This window comes from Buchnera aphidicola (Kurisakia onigurumii), from assembly GCF_039394605.1.
GTDB lineage: Bacteria > Pseudomonadota > Gammaproteobacteria > Enterobacterales > Enterobacteriaceae > Buchnera_I > Buchnera_I aphidicola_B.
The window spans coordinates 175,446-194,179 of sequence record NZ_CP135033.1; the positions used below are offsets into that span (position 1 = coordinate 175,446).

General features: G+C 21.1%; 11 protein-coding genes and 1 pseudogene. 5 read left to right on the forward strand and 7 right to left on the reverse strand.

Translation table 11 applies throughout. From position 1 onward, the window contains the following. Nucleotides 1-7 precede the first annotated feature (7 nt). Nucleotides 8-2,464: a bifunctional aspartate kinase/homoserine dehydrogenase I gene (gene thrA, locus RJU59_RS00795; protein ID WP_343155252.1), complete on the reverse strand. Its 2,457-nt coding sequence runs from the start codon at nucleotides 2,462-2,464 to the stop codon at nucleotides 8-10. A gap of 1,207 nt (nucleotides 2,465-3,671) precedes the next feature. Here thrA and truA point away from each other — a divergent pair. The 5 genes from truA to lpdA all read left to right on the forward strand — a co-directional run bounded on the left by truA (nucleotide 3,672) and on the right by lpdA (nucleotide 12,997). Beyond that, nucleotides 3,672-4,463, forward strand: coding sequence for a tRNA pseudouridine(38-40) synthase TruA (gene truA, locus RJU59_RS00800; RefSeq protein WP_343155253.1), 792 nt, complete (start codon nucleotides 3,672-3,674; stop codon nucleotides 4,461-4,463). Nucleotides 4,464-4,717: 254 nt separating this feature from the next. Continuing rightward, nucleotides 4,718-7,222, forward strand: coding sequence for a preprotein translocase subunit SecA (gene secA / locus RJU59_RS00805; RefSeq protein ID WP_343155254.1), 2,505 nt, complete (start codon nucleotides 4,718-4,720; stop codon nucleotides 7,220-7,222). 375 nt (nucleotides 7,223-7,597) lie between these two features. Beyond that, nucleotides 7,598-10,264: a pyruvate dehydrogenase (acetyl-transferring), homodimeric type gene (gene aceE / locus RJU59_RS00810; protein ID WP_343155255.1), complete on the forward strand. Its 2,667-nt coding sequence runs from the start codon at nucleotides 7,598-7,600 to the stop codon at nucleotides 10,262-10,264. Nucleotides 10,265-10,276: 12 nt separating this feature from the next. Next, a complete protein-coding gene (locus RJU59_RS00815; protein WP_343155256.1) occupies nucleotides 10,277-11,494 on the forward strand; it encodes a 2-oxo acid dehydrogenase subunit E2 in 1,218 nt (405 codons plus the stop codon). Between the two features lie 93 nt (nucleotides 11,495-11,587). After that, nucleotides 11,588-12,997: a dihydrolipoyl dehydrogenase gene (lpdA, locus tag RJU59_RS00820; protein ID WP_343155257.1), complete on the forward strand. Its 1,410-nt coding sequence runs from the start codon at nucleotides 11,588-11,590 to the stop codon at nucleotides 12,995-12,997. A gap of 5 nt (nucleotides 12,998-13,002) precedes the next feature. Here the strand turns inward: lpdA and RJU59_RS00825 are convergent, their stop codons facing one another. The 6 genes and pseudogenes from RJU59_RS00825 to ilvN form a co-directional block, all read right to left on the reverse strand. Beyond that, nucleotides 13,003-13,695, reverse strand: a complete 693-nt coding sequence (locus tag RJU59_RS00825) for a 5'-methylthioadenosine/adenosylhomocysteine nucleosidase (RefSeq protein WP_343155258.1) — start codon at nucleotides 13,693-13,695, stop codon at nucleotides 13,003-13,005. A gap of 50 nt (nucleotides 13,696-13,745) precedes the next feature. After that, nucleotides 13,746-14,093, reverse strand: coding sequence for an iron-sulfur cluster insertion protein ErpA (gene erpA / locus RJU59_RS00830; protein WP_343128752.1), 348 nt, complete (start codon nucleotides 14,091-14,093; stop codon nucleotides 13,746-13,748). 244 nt (nucleotides 14,094-14,337) lie between these two features. Continuing rightward, a pseudogene (gene ftsZ / locus RJU59_RS00835) lies at nucleotides 14,338-15,295 on the reverse strand (cell division protein FtsZ); the annotation flags it as partial. A 55-nt stretch (nucleotides 15,296-15,350) separates the two neighbouring features. Continuing rightward, nucleotides 15,351-16,604: a cell division protein FtsA gene (ftsA, locus tag RJU59_RS00840; RefSeq protein ID WP_343155259.1), complete on the reverse strand. Its 1,254-nt coding sequence runs from the start codon at nucleotides 16,602-16,604 to the stop codon at nucleotides 15,351-15,353. A 677-nt stretch (nucleotides 16,605-17,281) separates the two neighbouring features. Next, a complete protein-coding gene (rsmH, locus tag RJU59_RS00845) occupies nucleotides 17,282-18,202 on the reverse strand; it encodes a 16S rRNA (cytosine(1402)-N(4))-methyltransferase RsmH (RefSeq protein WP_343155260.1) in 921 nt (306 codons plus the stop codon). 47 nt (nucleotides 18,203-18,249) lie between these two features. Beyond that, nucleotides 18,250-18,732, reverse strand: a complete 483-nt coding sequence (gene ilvN / locus RJU59_RS00850) for an acetolactate synthase small subunit (RefSeq protein ID WP_343128756.1) — start codon at nucleotides 18,730-18,732, stop codon at nucleotides 18,250-18,252. Between the last annotated feature and the right edge of the window lie 2 nt (nucleotides 18,733-18,734).

The window sequence follows — 18,734 nt, forward strand, 5'->3', positions numbered from 1 at the left end:
AAGATCTTTATGAGATTAAACGTAGTAAATCGGAAAATATACCAGAAGCAGTTACATTGTTTCCTGCTCCATAACCTCGAAGTATCAAAGGAATAGGTTGATAGTATTTAGTGTAAAAAGATAGTATATTTTCTCCATTTTTTACTGTATATAAAGGATCATTTTTATTTACTGATATAATTTCTACTGAACATTTTCCGTATTGATTAATTATACCTACATGTTTTAAAACTTTATTTTCAGAATTTGATTTTTTTATTTTTTCTAAAATTATTGAATCAATATTATTTATTTCAGACAAAAATTCTTTTGTATTTAATTTAGAATAATCAAATTTTTTTGGAAAAAGAGAATCTATTTTTATATCTTTGAGTTCTAACTTATAACCAATTTCTCGTGCAATAATTAGTAATTTCCTTGCGACATCTATTCCAGATAAATCTTCTTTTGGATTTGGTTCGGTTAATCCTATTTCCATAGCTTGTTTTGTAGATTCATATAAAGAAAATCCTTCATTTAACTTTCCAAATATAAAAGATAAAGAACCTGATAGTATACCTACAAATCGAATTATTTTATCTCCTGATTGAATCAATTTTTGTAGATTATCTATGATAGGTAGACCTGCTCCTACATTAGTTTCATATAAAAATTTTCTGTTTTTTTGTAAACATATATTACGTAATTTTTCATAATAAACATAACTAGAAGTATTTGCTTTTTTATTAGGAGTAATAATGTGACATCCTAAAGAAATAAAATTTAGATATTGATCAGATATTTCTTGACTAGCTGTACAATCAATTAAAACTGGATTATTGAATTTATTTTTACTGATGTATTTTTTTAATTTTTCTATTTGAAAATTTTCTTGATTTTTTTTTATTTTTAATTCCCATTGTTTAATATTAATTCCTTTGGAATTAAAAATCATATATTTAGTATTTGAAATACTACATAGTTTGATAAAAATATTATTTTTTTTCAAAATATTTTTTTGATTACTTAATTGATTTAATAAAGTTTTTCCTATTTTTCCAATACCAATTAAAAATATTTCAATTTTTCTTTTTTTTATATTTTCAAAAAATAAATTTTTATGTAAATGATTAATATCAGATTGAATATCTTTATCTTTTTGAACTATAATTGATATGGAATTATTGGAAGAATTTTTTATTACTGATATTATATCACAGTTACTTTGTAGTATATTTTTTAAAAAAATTTTATTAATTTTTTTATTAAATACAATATTTTTTCCTATTATAGAAATTATTGAAATAGAATCTATTATTTCTATTTTTTTAATTGTATTACTTTTTTTATTTTTAAAATTTTTTTTAAAAATATTATAACATTCTTTGTTTTTTTCTTTTGAAAAATAAATATTGATAGAGTGGTTTTCTTGCAAACAAGAAATAAAATATGTTTGAATGTTATAATTTGAAATTATTTTTTTTATATGAGAGAAAATATCTATTTTATTTTCTTTTTCTTTTATATATATTTTAATTATACTAAAATTGTTTAAACAAGAAATTCCTTTAATAATAGTATTTTTTTTACATTTTTTTGATATAAAAGTTCCTTCTGCATTAGGTTGTAATGTATTTTTAATGATGCATGAAATATTGAATTTTTCTAAAGGAAGAATAGTTTTAGAATGTAGTACTTTTGATCCTAATTGTGAAAATTCTTTTGCTTCTTCATAAGAAATATTTTTTATTAGTTTTGCTGAATTAATTTTTTTTGGATCAAAACTATAAATTCCGTTTACATCAGTCCAAATTTCGCAAATAGATGCTTCTAAACATACAGATAATATTGCAGCAGAATAATCTGATCCGTCTCTTCCTAATACAACTATTTCTTTTTTTTTATTTCTTGCAACGAAACCAGACATTAATATAATATTATCAACAGGTATATGCATTTCTTGTATATTTTTTTTTGATTCTGAAATATTAACAGTAGCATTTAAAAAATTATTGTTAGCAATTATTTTTTTTTCGGGATTTATAACTATTGTTTTTATTTTTTTTATTTTTAATATTTTTTCCATAATAATTACGGATAATTTTTCTCCTCTAGAAATTATAATTGATTGAATTTCATCTGGACATTTTTTTAATATTTTTACTGCATATAATATTTCTTTTGTTTTTCGTATTTCATGATTGATTAAATATTTAATATCTTCACAATCAGAGTTAGGATATTTATTATTGATATCATTTAATAAATTATTAAAAATTTTTATTATTTTATTAAAATAAATTAGATAGTTTTTATCACGTACAGCATATTCAATTGTTTTAATAAAATAATTAGTAATTTTTGCTGGAGCTGAAAGAACGATAGCTACTTGTTCTATTTTATTTTTTTGAATGATTATATTTGATACTTTAAAAAATAAATCTGCATTAGATAGAGATGATCCGCCAAATTTTAGTACTCTCATAATAAAATCATTTCCTAATCTTAGTTTAAAAAAATTGGTATAAATTCAATTAAAAATTTTTATGATTTTTATAAAATATTGTTAATTTTTTTTATATGTTTTATTATTAGTTCATAAATTGAAAATTTTATAAAAAATATTTAATAATATAAATTATTTTTATAAATATATATTTATTTAAATATAAAAAAATAAGTTAATAATTATTAAAAATAAATAAAAAATAATTAAAAATATTTTTATATAATACTATTTTTTTATATTTTTAAGATATATTACCCTATAAAAAGAGTAAAGGATTATTATAATGACATTATATTTGATTTATATTTAATAGAGTTTGAAATTTATTTTTTTTTATAAATTATTTTTTATAAAAATTTTATTAAAATATATTTTATTTATATGTAATTTATTCGGTCTAATTATTAATATCAACTCTTTTTTTTTTAAATAATAAAAACATAAATTATTTATATTTTATTCGTTAATAATAAAAATTATTATTTTTCTGTTATATTATTTTTTTAATAATTTAATTTTAATCATATTTTTCAGATAAATTAATTACTTATAATTTATAAAGATATTAATTTTGAAATATATTTTTTACATTTTTAATGTGAATTTTATTTATTTTACAAAAAAGTAATATTTAAATATAGAATGTATTTAAAAAATTATATTTTTATTTTAAAAATTTTGATTTTATATAATTTTTAATTAATTAGAGTTAACGAGTATAATAAAAAAAATAAAAAATTTTTCATAATAAAAACTTTTTATAAATTATTTATTGAAAAAAATATAAAGTATGAAAATATGTAAATATTACTTAAATAATATATTTTTTTATAAAAATATAATAATAAAGTATAAAAATTTAATTTATAAAATATTTTTTATATTAATAATTTAGTTTTTAGTTTTATTAATAATAAATTTATTTTATTTAAAAAATGTTTATTTTAACAAGAATTAAAATTATTTAAATCAGTTATAGAATAATTTTATAAATTATTTTAAATCAGTTATAGAATAATTTTATAAATTATTTTTGATATAACTTTCTTATGTTCAATTGTTTAATTTTATAAATTATACAAAACAAAAAATTTTATTAATTAATTTGAATGATAATTCATTATAAAGAATTTTATGTTGTATATATTATTAATTTTAAATTTTTATCAATTTTTATAAAAATATGAAATTTGCATTAGGTATAGAATATAACGGATCATATTATCATGGATGGCAAACTCAAAATAATATTCCTACAGTACAAGAAAAATTAGAATCTGCTTTATCAAAAATTGCTTCACATCAAATTCATGTAATTTGTGCAGGAAGAACAGATTCTGGAGTACATAGTATTGGACAAGTAGTACATTTTAATACTACTGCTAAAAGAAAACTTACAGCATGGACATTAGGGGTAAATTCATATTTACCAAAAGATATATCAGTTATTTGGGCGAAACAGGTTCCAGATTATTTTCATGCTAGATTCAGTGCTTTATCTAGGTCCTATAGGTATGTTATTTATAACAATCATATTAGACCTGCTATTGGTTTTTCAGAAGTATGTCATTTTTATAAAAAAAATATTGATGTTAAAAAAATGCATAAATCTGCTATCCTCCTATTAGGAGAACATGATTTCAGTTCTTTTCGAGCTAAAAATTGTCAATCTAATACCCCTATTCGGAATATATTTTATATAAATGTATTTCGAATTCATGATTGGGTAATACTAGATATTGAAGCAAATTCGTTTTTATACCATATGGTTAGGAATATTATTGGTTCTCTTGTTGAAATTGGTATTAATAATCAACAAGAAAACTGGATTTCATTTTTACTAGAAAAAAAAAATCGATCATTTGCAGGACCTACATTACAATCATCAGGTTTATGTTTAACTGCAGTTCGATATCCAAAAGAATTAGGATTAAATTTAAATAAAAAGTTTATTTTTTCAAGAAAACATATTTAAATTTTTATATAAAATATAAATAATTTTTTTACATATTATAGAAATTAATTTCACAAAATATTTTTTTAATATTATTTTATAATAAAATTATTCATATATTTTTAATTATTAAATTATAATTACTGTCATTGTAAGAAAAATTGTTAAATATTTATAAAATAAAATTTTTAATAATTATATTATATAATTAATTGTTTAAAATATTTATTTTAAAATAAATTAATAATTTTTAATTCAATTTTTGAGAATACTATATGTTAATACATTGGTGCAAAAAAAAAATTATTTCTTCAAATAAATACATATTAGAAAAAGCTAAAAAACAAGTTAAAAAAATTAATTCAATGGAATCTGTATTGGAAAAATTAAGTGATATACAATTAATAAAACAAACAGAAAAATTTAAATTGTTAATTAAAAACGGTAATTCTTTAGAATCAATATTGCCTGAAGCTTTTGCAACTGTACGAGAAGCTAGTAAAAGAGTTTTTGGAATGAGACATTTTGATGTACAGTTATTAGGTGGAATTATTTTACATTATAATTGTATAGCAGAAATGAAAACAGGAGAAGGAAAAACATTAACTTCTACATTACCAGTATATTTAAATTCTTTAAGTGGTAAAGGAGTTCATGTAGTTACTATGAATGATTATTTATCTGCAAGAGATGTTAAAACAAATAAACCATTATTTGAGTTTTTGGGTTTAACAGTAGGGTTAAATTTATCAAATATATCTTCTAATTCAAAGCGAAAAGCATATTTTTCAGATATTACGTATGGAACTAATAATGAATTTGGTTTTGATTATCTTCGGGATAATATGGTTTTGTCCAAAAAAAATTTTGTACAGAGAAAATTAAATTATGCATTAATTGATGAGGTTGATTCAATATTAATTGATGAAGCACGTACACCATTAGTTATTTCTGGAGATATTGAAAATAAATCAGATTTATATTTAAAAATTAATAATATAATTTTTGATTTAGTACAAAAAATTAAAAAAAAATGTAAAAAAAAATATTATTTTGTTATAGATGAAAAACAAAAACAAATATATTTAACCGAAAAAGGATTAAATATAATTGAAAAATTATTGCTCGATAAAAAATTATTGAAAAAAAATGAATCTTTATATTCTTTAAATAATATAATTCTACTATATCATAGTATATTATCTTTACGTGCACATATTTTATTTTTTAAAAATATAGATTACATTATTAATGAAAAGAAAGAAATTTTGATTATTGATGAACATACTGGTCGTTCCATGGTTGGCAGAAAGTGGTCTGATGGATTACATCAAGCTATAGAAGCTAAGGAAAGAGTAAAAATTCATAATGAAAGTCAAACTTTAGCTACTACTACATTTCAAAATTATTTTAGATTATATTCTAAATTATCAGGTATGACAGGTACTGCTGTAACTGAATCATTTGAATTTAAATCTATTTATAATTTAGATACTGTAAAAATACCAACTAATAAACCAATGATTCGTAAAGATTTAACTGATTTAGTATATTTAACAGAAAAGGATAAAATTGCAGCTATAATTCAAGATATTCAATATCGTATAAAAAAAAAACAACCTGTATTAGTTGGTACAATATCTATTGCAAATTCGGAAATTATTTCTCAAAAATTATCTTCTATCGGTATTAAACATAATGTTTTAAATGCTAAATTTCATTCGCAAGAAGCAAAAATTATTTCGGATGCTGGAAAACCAGGTTCAGTAACTATTGCAACTAATATGGCAGGAAGAGGAACAGATATTGTTTTAGGAGGTAGTTTTTCAAAATATAAAAGTATACAAAATAATTGTAATACGGATGTAAATAGTTTGTATTTAAAAAAAAAATGGGAAAAAAATAATAATTTAGTTATATCTTCTGGAGGATTACATATTATCGGGACGGAAAGACATGAATCTAGAAGGATAGATAATCAGTTAAGAGGTAGATCGGGAAGACAAGGAGATCCAGGATCTTCAAGATTTTATTTATCTTTAGATGATTCATTAATGCGTATTTTTGCACCTAATGGAATAAAAAGTATTTTAAAAAAGTTTGGAATGAAAAATAAAGATTCTATTGAACATCCTTGGGTTAATAATGTTATAGAAAATGCTCAACGTTCAGTAGAAAATCGTAATTTTGAAATCAGAAAACAGTTACTCGAATATGATGATGTAATTGATAAGCAGAGATTTGTCATATATCAACAAAGAAAATTTTTATTGTATAATAAAAATATTAGTTATGTAATAAAAAATATTGCTAAAGATGTTTTTGAATATAATATTCAAAAATATACAAATAAAAAATATAATAAAAACTATAATATTATAAGATACATACAAAGACGATTTGAAATTGATTTCAATATAAAAATTAATATTGTATATGTAAATAGTGCAAATAAAAAAAATTTTGAAAAAAAAATTATTGATTTAATATACAATATATTTATTAAGTCATATTGTATAAAAAGAAGAAAAATAGGAAAAAAATTTATGGAAAAGATTGAAAAGTCAATAATGATAAATAAATTAGATTTTTTTTGGAGAGATCATTTAGATTCTATGGATTATTTGCGACAAGGTATACATTTAAGATGTTATGCTCAAAAAAATCCGAAACAAGAATATCAAAATGAATCTTTTAAAATGTTTATATCTATGATTACGTGTTTAAAAAATGAATTTATAAAAAAATTATGTTTTTTTATTTTTAAAAATGAATATTAAATACATATTTGTAATATCTAAAAATTTTTGTATATAAATGACATAATTTATTTAAATATTTTTTAAATAATTTTTATTAAAAAATAATTTTTATTAAAATATATATATGAATTTTTATTTAAATATTTTTTAATGCAAATTAATTTTTAATATATATATATTTTATTAAGTTTTTTTTAAAAAAATTTTTTATTATAAAAACTAAAAATTTTTTAATATTGTTAAAAATACAGGTATTAATTAAATCAATTATTCTAGAAAAATAAAATTAATATAAATATTTAAAATATTACATGGTTATTTAACCTATATGAAAAAATTTTTATTTTAAATAAAATTTTAGATAATAAACAAATTATATAAGGTATTTTTTTGATGTTAAATGAATTAAATGTAGACATAGATAGTATAGAAACACAAGAATGGATAGATTCTATTCAATATATCATTGAAAAAGAAGGTCATAATAGAACAAAATTTATTTTAAAAAAAATAATTGAATATACTAATAATCAAGGAATAAATGTTTTATGTAATAAAAAAAAACAAAATTATATAAATACTATTTCTTGGGACCAAGAAATAGAATATCCAGGAAATATTAGTATTGAAAAAAAAATTTGTTCAGCAGTTCGTTGGAATGCTTTAATAATGGTATTAAGAGCTTCTAAAAAGAATTTAGAATTAGGAGGTCATTTATCTTCTTTTCAATCTTCTGCAATATTATATGAAGTTTTTTTTAATCATTTTTTCGTAGCTTTTAATAAAAAAAATAAAGGTGATTTAATATATTTTCAAGGACATATTTCTCCAGGGATTTATTCTCGTGCTTTTATAGAAAGACGTTTTAATGAAAGTCATTTAAATAATTTTAGACAAGAAGTGAATAATTTAGGTTTATCTTCATATCCTCACCCAAAACTAATGCCTCACTTTTGGCAATTTCCTACTGTTTCTATGGGATTAAGTTCTTTATGTGCGATTTATCAAGCAAAATTTTTAAAATATCTACATAATAGAGGATTACAAAATACAAAAAATAGAATAGTTTATGCATTTTTAGGAGATGGTGAAATGGATGAACCAGAATCTAAAGGTGCAATATCAATTGCCGCAAGACATAAATTGGATAACTTGATTTTTATCATTAATTGTAATTTACAAAGTTTAGATGGCCCTGTAAATGGAAACAGTAAAATTATTCATAATTTAGAAAATATTTTTTCAGGTTCTGGCTGGCATGTAATAAAAGTTATTTGGGGCGGTAAATGGGATAATTTATTAAAAAAAGATTCTAGTGGAAAATTAATTAAGTTAATGAACGAAACATTAGATGGAGATTATCAAAATTTTACTACTAAAGATGGTGCTTATATAAGGAAAAATTTTTTCGGAAAATATCCGGAAACATTAAAATTAGTAGAAGATTTAACAGATCAAGAAATATGGAATTTAAATAAAGGTGGTCATGATTTTAAAAAAGTTTTTTCGGCTGTACATCAAGCAATTAATATATTACATAAACCTGTAGTAATTTTAGCACATACTACTAAAGGTTATGGGATGGGAAAAGTTGCAGAAGGAAAAAATATTGCTCATCAAATTAAGAATATTAGTATTGATGATTTGTATTATATTAAAAATAGATTAAAAATTCCAATACAAGATAAAGAGATTGAATCTCTTCCTTATTTTCAGTTTTCTAAAGAAAGTAGAGAATATAAATATATTATTCAGCAGAGAAAAAAATTAGGAGGTTACGTTCCTACTAGAATAACTAAATTTACAGAACCATTAAAAATACCATCATTACAAGATTTTTCATCATTATTTTCAGAACAAAAAAAAGAAATTTCTACAACTATTGCTTTTGTTCGTATTTTAAATATTTTATTACGTAATGATGATATTAAAAACAGAATTGTTCCAATTATTGCAGATGAAGCTCGTACTTTTGGAATGGAAGGTTTATTTAGAAAAATAGGAATTTATAATCCTCAAGGTCAACAGTATGTTTCTCATGATGCAGACGAAATCATTCAATATAAAGAAGATTGCAAAGGACAAATTTTACAAGAAGGAATTAGTGAATTAGGAGCTATTTCTTCATGGATCGCTGCCGCTACATCATACAGCAGTAACAATTTTCCAATGATTCCATTTTATATATTTTATTCTATGTTTGGTTTTCAGAGAATTGGAGATATGTTATGGGCTGCTGGGGATCAACAGGCAAGAGGATTTTTAATAGGAGCAACGTCAGGACGTACTAATTTGAATGGAGAAGGTTTACAACATGAAGATGGACATAGTCATATACTTTCTTTAACTGTTCCTAATTGTATTTCATATGATCCTGCATTTTCTTATGAAGTAGCAGTAATCATTCAAAATGGTTTAAAACGTATGTATGGTAAATATCAGGAAAATATTTATTATTATATAACTACGATTAATGAAAATTATTATATGAAAAAAATGCCTTTTGGAATAGAAAAAGGAATAATAAAAGGAATATATTTGCTAAAAAAGATAACAGGAAGAAAAAAAATAACTGTTCAGTTATTGGGATCTGGATCAACATTACAAAGTATATTGAAAGCTGCACGATACTTAGACAATACATATGGTATTGGTTCTGATATTTATAGTGTTACTTCATTTACAGAATTAGCAAGAGAAGGACAGGATTGCGATCGATGGAATTTATTACATCCATACGAAAAAAATAGGATTCCTTATATTACTCAAATAATTAATTCTTTTCCTACTGTTGCTGTTACAGATTATATGAAATTGTATGCAGAACAAATACGGAAATATATTCCAATACATTTTTATGAAGTATTAGGAACCGATGGATTTGGACGTTCAGATAGTCGAGAAAATTTAAGAAAACATTTTGAAATACATACTGATTATATTATTATTACTGCTTTAAGAGTATTATATCAATATGGAAATATAAATAAGGAAATAATTCATAATGCAATAAAAAAATTTAATATTAACTCAGAAAAAATTAGTCCCAGAACATCTTAAAAGGTATAAAAAATGGATGTAATAGTAAAAATACCCGATATAGGTATAGAAGAAGTAGAAGTAATGGAAATTTTAGTTCAAGAGGGCACAAAAATAAAAAAAAATGAAGGTATAATTACTGTAGAAGGAAAAAAAGCTTCTATGGAAATACCTTCAGAATTAGATGGAATTGTAAAAAAAATATTTGTAAATATAGGAGATACGGTAAAAACAGGTACTAATATTGTTACTATAAAAAAAATTTCTAATGTTATAAAACAAAATAAAGATAACATTGTAATGAATAAATTCAACAATATTGGAATTCAAAATAACAACGTAAAAAAAAATAATTATGTTCATGCTTCTCCGTCAGTACGAAGAATATCACGTGAATTAGGAATTTCATTAAAAAATATTATAGGAAGTGGTCGAAGAGGTAGAATATTAACAGAAGATATTAAAAATTTTCATAATTTACATAATAATAATAGTAATGAATCAAAAAAAAATAATTTTCAATTGACAGAAAATAACAAAAAAATAAATTTATATGAAGAAAATTTAAATTTTATTGATCTGAACAAGATACAAATAAATACATCGAAAAATTTATGTAAAAATTGGAATAATATACCTCATGTTACACAATTTAACAAAATAGATATTACAGAAATAGAAAATTTTCGAATATCTATTAATAAAGATTTATCTTTACACTGCAAAATAACTTTATTATCGTTTATAACAAAATCTGTATCTTTAGCATTGAAAAAATTTCCTAAATTTAATAGTCGTTTAGACGAGGAAAAAAATAGAATAGTTTTCAATAAATATGTTAACATAGGAATAGCAATAGATACTTCTTGCGGTTTATTGGTTCCTGTAATTAAAAATAGTGATAAAAAAAGTATTTTAGAAATTGCAAAAGAAATTTTTTCTTTTTCTGAAAAAGCTAAACAAAATAAATTAACTATTTTAGATCTTCAAAATGGATCGTTTACGATTTCAAATTTAGGTAGGTTGGGAGGAGATGGTTTTACTCCAATTATTAATGGATCAGAAGTCTCTATTCTGGGTATTTCTAATTCTAGAGTGCAACCTTTTTGGAAAAATAACAACTTTATCCCCCGTACTTTTTTACCAATTTCTTTAACATATGATCATAGAATTATAAACGGATTGGAATCTGCTAAATTTATGGATTATATAGGAAAAATATTATCTACTATGAAATTTTTAATTTTTTAATTAAAAATTTATTTTAATTTTATTTACATTTTTATATAAATTTTAAAAATTTTATTTATTAAAAAATTTAGTATTTTAAGGAATTTTTATTACATGATAAAAAAAATTAGCACTCAAGTTTTAGTTATTGGCGGAGGTCCTTCTGGATATTCTGCAGCATTTCGTTCATCTGATTTAGGAATGAATACGATATTATTAGAAAGGTATAATCAATTAGGAGGAGTTTGTTTAAATGTTGGTTGTATTCCTTCTAAATCTTTATTACATATTTCTAAAATAATTAGAGAAAATAACTATTTAAATAGTATAGGTATTTTTTCAAAAAGAGTTAATTTTGATATTTCTAATATTAGAAAATGGAAAAATAATATTATTAATAATTTAAATATAGGTTTAAAAAATATATCTAATTATAGAAATATTAAACATATTATTGGAACTGGATCATTTAAAGATTCTAATACAGTAGAAGTTATCAATAAAAATAAAGAACGTATGGAAATTAATTTTGAAAATGTTATTATAGCTACAGGTTCAAAATCTATTAATATGGATAATATATCATTTCAAGATGAAAGAATATGGAATTCTACAGATGCATTACAATTAAAATATATTCCTAAAAAATTATTAATAATAGGTTCTGGAATAATTGGAATTGAAATGGCTACTGTATATAGTTCATTAGGATCAAAAGTAGATATTTTTGAACATCAAAAAGAAATTTTTCCATATTTAGATAAAGATATAATAAATATTTTTACAAATTCTAACAAAGATTATTTTAATTTTTATTTGAATACTAATGTCATTAAAATAAAAAAAGAAAAAAATATTTTCTCTGTTTATTCAATTTGTAATAATAAAGAAAAATTATCTCAATATGATGCGATATTAATTGCTGTAGGAAGAAAACCAGAAATAGATAATTTAAATTTATCAAATGTTAATGTTCAAATAAATGATTTTGGATATATAGAAGTAGATAATCAATTACGAACTAATGTATCAAATATTTATGCTATAGGAGATGTTATCGGTTCTCCCATGTTAGCTCATAAAGGATTATATCAAGGAAAATTAGTGTCTGAAATAATATTTGGACATAAACATTATTATAATCCTATATCTATACCTTGTGTAGCTTATACAGATCCAGAAATTGCATGGGTGGGAATTATCTCGGATAATGTAAAAGATAAAATGAATAGTTATAAATCTTCTATATTTTCATGGAATTATTTAGGAAGAGCTCTGGCTTCTTCTTGTGAATCAGGAATGACAAAATTGTTTTTTGATAAGAAAACAAATTGTATTGTAGGAGCTTGTATTATAGGTGTAAATGCAGGAGAATTAATTGGAGAAATTAATTTAGCGATTGAAATGGGATGTACTGCTGAAGATTTATCTTTAACTATACATCCACATCCTACATTATCGGAATCAATTGGATTAGCTTCGGAAGTTTTTCAAGGAACGGTTATTGATATATTAAACAAATAACAAAATTATTTGTATATTAAGAAAAATTTTTTTATTATTAAAAATATTTTTTTTGATTTTTGTAAATAATTATTTTTTAGATCAATTTTAGATTTTTTATTTGATAAATCTGAAATAATTCGTAAAAATATACATTTTACATTAAAATACAAACATACTTGTTGTATTGATGCACTTTCCATATCTACAGAAATTGCATTAGGAAATATTTTTTGTAAATAATTTTTTTGTTTTTTTGTATATATAAAAGTATCTCCGGTAATATTTAATCCAGAGAAATATTTATAATTAAGTTCCTTTGTAGATTTTTTCATGATATTGAATAATTTTTTATTTACATGAAAAATTTTTGGATACTTAGGAACTTGACCTATTTTGTAATTAAATGCAGTAACATCAACATCATGATACGAAATTTTTTTTGGTAGCACAATATCATTTATTTTTATATTTTTATTTATGGATCCAGAAAATCCAATATTGATAATAAATTTAGGTTTAAATTTGATTATTAAATATGTTGTTGCTATACAAGCAGAAACTTTTCCGATTCCTGATTTTATTAATATAATTTTTTTTTCATATAAATATCCTGTATAAATTGAAAAATTTTTTATTTTTCTATTTTTTAAAAATATAATATTTTTTTTTAAAATATTAATTTCTTCTTCCATGGCCCCTATAATAGCTATAGACATTTTTTTTAATTCTCAAAAAGATAATGTTTATTTTTTATAAAAATAATTTTTTAAATACTAAAAGATATTCCACATCCGCAAGTATTTTTTGCATTTGGATTATTGACTATGAATTTAGATCCTGTTAACTTTTTTATGTATTCGATTCTTGATCCTATTAAGTATTGTAGACTGATCGGGTCTGTTATTATTTCAATTTCTGGATATTGAATAATAATGTCGTTTTTTTTATATTTTTTATCTAACATAAATTCATATTGAAATCCGTTACATCCACCACCAATTATATATATTCTAAAATAATGTTTTACATTTTTTTTTTTAATTTCTTTTGTTATTTTTAACAAAGAAGTATTACTTAATTTAATTATTTTTTTTTTATGTGTTTTTTTTATCATTTTTGTGTTTTCTGTAATTCTTATTTTATATTTTATTTTTTTCTAAGATATGCTGGTATATCTAAACATTCTGTATCTATATTTTCTTTGATATTATGTTGATGTATGTTTTTTTTAAAATTATTATTTTGTATTTTTTTATTTTCCATAACTATTCTGTTAGAATATTGTTGATATCTAAATTTTTTTAATGATATATTTTCTTTATTATTTATTTTATTTTTTTCTATTAATTTCTCAGATAGCTTTTCTATCCCAATTCCTGTAGCTACTATTGTTACACGTAAAGTATCATTCATTTCATTATCTAATGATGTTCCTATTACTACAGTTGCATTATCTGAAGCAAAAGTACGAATAGTGTTACCGACAGTTTCAAATTCATCTAATCTAAGATTATTACCTGATGTAATATTCACTAATACTCCTTTTGCACCTGATAAATCAACATCATCTAATAAAGGACTAGAAATTGCTCTTTCCGCTGCTTCTTCAGATCTATTTTCACCGGAAGCGATTCCTGTTCCCATAATAGCGTATCCCATTTCTGACATAACTGTTCGAACATCTGCAAAATCTACATTAATTAATCCTGGTTTTGTAATTAATTCAGCAATTCCTTGTACCGCTCCTTTTAATACGTCATTTGCAGCACCGAAAGCATCTAATAAAGAAATTCCTCGCGCTAATACTTTTAATAATTTATCATTTGGAATAGTAATTAATGAATCAACATATTTGGATAGTTCTACAATACCTTCTTCTGCAAATAACATTCTTTTTTTACCTTCAAAACTAAAAGGTTTAGTTACTACAGCTACTGTCAAAATATCTAAATTTTTTGCGACCTCTGCTATTATAGGAGCAGCTCCTGTACCAGTACCTCCTCCCATACCAGCTGCTATGAATACCATATCAGCTCCTTGTAAAGCATTTTTTAAAGATTCTTTATCTTCTTCTGCTGCAATTTTTCCTATTTCTGGATTGGAACCAGCACCTAAACCTTTAGTTACATTTGTTCCAATTTGTATTCTTTTTTCTACTTCAATTTTATTCAATGCTTGTGAATCAGTATTGACAGCAAAGAATTCTACTCCTTCTATTTTTTCTCTAATCATGTGTTCAATAGCATTATTTCCACCTCCACCAACACCAACTACTTTAATTACTGCTTCATGCATAGATTCTATAGATTCAAACATATTTTCCTTCCAATATTTTATATATAATATTATTTAATTTAAATTATAAATGTATTCAAAAACTTTTTTTTATCCAATAGTTAATTTTTTGGAAAAAATTTTTAATATTATTCAATTTTTTTTTATTATTTTTAATATTTAAAATTTTATTTTTTCCATATTTTAATAATCCTATTGATGTAGAGTATTCAGGGTTAGAAAGATTAATAATTGATTCTTTTATAAAATTAGGGTAACCTATTCGAATAGATTGATTTTTAAAAATTTTTTTTGCATAATGTATAATTGAATTAATGTTAGCAGCTCCTCCTGTTAATACTATATTATATTCTTTTTTTTTTTCTATATTAATTGTTTTATCGGATTGATTTTGTATTTTTTTAATTTCATTTTTTACTAACGATAATAATTCAGTATATCTTGATTCAATTACATCGATAAGTATTTTTTTATTTATTTTTTTATAAATTTTTTTATTTATTTCTGGAATATCTATTTCACTATTTTTATCTTGTTGAATGATAACATCATAGTTCAATTTAATTATTTCAGCATGTTTTTTAGAAATAGAAAAAGCATAAGAAATATCGTTTGTAATAGAATTTCCAGAATATGGAATTACTTTACTATATTCTAAGAAACCAGAATGATATAATGTAATATCCATTGTATCACTTCCTATATCAATCATACATACTCCATTTTCTTTTTCTTCTTTAGTTAGTACAGATTGACTAGATGCTAATCCTGAAAAAATTGCTTGATTTACTTTTACTCCTGTTTTTTCTACTGCTTGAATTAAATTTTTAAGTATTATTTTATTACAAGTAATTAAATGTACTTTTGCTTGCATTCTAATACCAGTTAATCCTATTGGATTTTTGATACCTCTATTATTATCTATTATGTATTCTTGTGGAATAATGTGTAATATTGTATGATTATTTTTTATTTTTACATATTTAGCGATATTAATTACATTATTAACATCTTGATATGTAATTTCTTTTCCTAATATCGGAATAATTCCAATTTCGTTTTGACTAAATATATATTTATTAGATATAGATAATAAAACTGAATCAATAAAACAATTTGATGAATTTTCAGCTTGTTGTAAACAAAATTTTATACATTTTATTAAATTAGTTAAATCATTAATTCCATTTTTATCAATTCCTTTAGATTTACAAGCACCAATTCCGATAATTTTAATTTCTTTTTTTAATATTTCTCCAATTAGTACTACAATTTTGGTATTTCCAACTTCTAAACTAACTATTAATTCTTTTTCGATGGTTTGTACCATTTTAAATTTAACCTATTTTTTTTAAATATGTTTAATATTAATACTTTTATTATTTTTAAAAAATTTTTGTAAAGTATACAAAATATATTTTTTTATTTTTTAAACTATTAATAATAGGTTATATATAAAAAATTTATTTTTTAATTATTAAAATATTAAAAATTTTAAATTTCAATATTTTATAAGAAACATTGTCATTAAAATTTAAAAATTTATTTTTAATAATGATATCAGATTTTTTAAAAATACATATCAAAATTTTTATTTTTATAATTTTTTACATTTCTATTGTATAGAAATATATAAATTTTTTAATATTTTTTTATTATTTTTGAATATATTATTATATTTAATAATTATTATTTTTTGTATATTTTATTTTCTAAAATATTTTTATTAAATTAATAATGGTTAAATTATAGTTACATTAATATAGTTAATGAAAATATATAATAATTTTTTATATATTGAAAATTAAAAATTTTAAATTTTTTATAAAAGAATAAAAATATTTAATTTATATAAAATATATATTTCTTTATTTTAGGTATGTAAAATAATGTATTATTTTTTATAAAAAATAATATATTCAACTTAAAAATATTTATATAGAACAAAAATTAAATTAATTTTATAAATAAAATTTTGTATAATATAGTGTTTTTATTTTTTTTAATTTATATTTTTTCTGCTACACGTAATATAGCACTTCTTGATTTTGGATTTTTTAAAATTTCTATAGTTGTTGGTTTTATTTTTTTAATAATTTTTAATTTTATTTTTTTAAATTTATCAATTTGATGTTCAGTTATTGGTAATCCTCGTGGAATGCTGGGTTTTTTCCCGTATTTATTCATAAATTTTTTAACAATTCGATCTTCTAAAGAATGAAAACTAATGATAACTAATCTTCCTCCTTTTTTTAGTATTTTTAGAGAATTTTTTAATACTTTTTTAATTTCTTCTAGTTCTTTGTTAATATATATACGAATCGCTTGAAATGTTTTTGTTGCAGGATGTTTTTTTCTTTTTTTATGACTTATTATTTTGGTTATTATTTCTGATAATTCCATTGTTCTACGTATAGGTTTAATTTTTTTTCTTTGAAAAATATGATGTGCAATTTTTTTATGAAAACGTTCTTCTCCAAAATTTTTTATTACTGAAGATAATTCATTTTCTGTGGCATTGGCAATCCAGTCAGCAGCAGAAATTCCATGATTAGGATTCATTCTCATATCTAAAGGACCATCAATTTTAAAAGAAAATCCTCTTTTAGGTGTATTTATTTGTGGAGTAGATATTCCTAAATCCAATAAAATACCATCTATTTTTTTTTCAATATTATATTTTATTGATAATTTATATATATTAGAAAAATTATCATGAATAATATTAAATTTAGGATCTTTAATTTTTTTTGAAAATTTAATAGATTCTGGATCTTTATCTATCGAAAATAATTTTCCGTATTGGTTTAATTTTTTTAAAATAAGATTTGAATGTCCTCCGTATCCGAATGTTGCATCAATATATATTCCGTTTTTTTTAATTTTTAATTGTTTTATTGATTCAGTAGAAAGTACAGAAATATGCATTTTTTTTTTTTTTTCATTATTTATTTTATTTGTATATAATATATATTTTATTTTTTTAAATTTAGTCCAATTATTCCAGATCTAGATATTTCTAATATTTTTGTTACTTTTTTAATTTGTATAAGATATTTATTTATTATATTTGAAGATCCGGTTATTTGAATAATAGAAATATTTTTTTCTTGGTATAATATATTATGAAAAAACTTATTATTAATTTCAGATATACTGTTCATATTATTTTTATTAAATTCAATTTTGATTAAAATTATTTCTGTTTCTATGTAAGAACTTTTATTAATTTCAGTAACTTTTAATACGTTAATTAATTTTTTTAGTTGTTTTTTTATTTGTTCAATTATAGATAAATTATATACTGTAGTTTGTATGGTAACTTGAGACACAGTTGTATCTTCAGTTGGAGAAACTGATATGCTATCTATGTTATATCCTCTTTGTGAAAATAAACCAATAACACGGGATAAGGAACCGAATTCATTTTCTAATAGTATAGATAAAATTTTTTTCATAT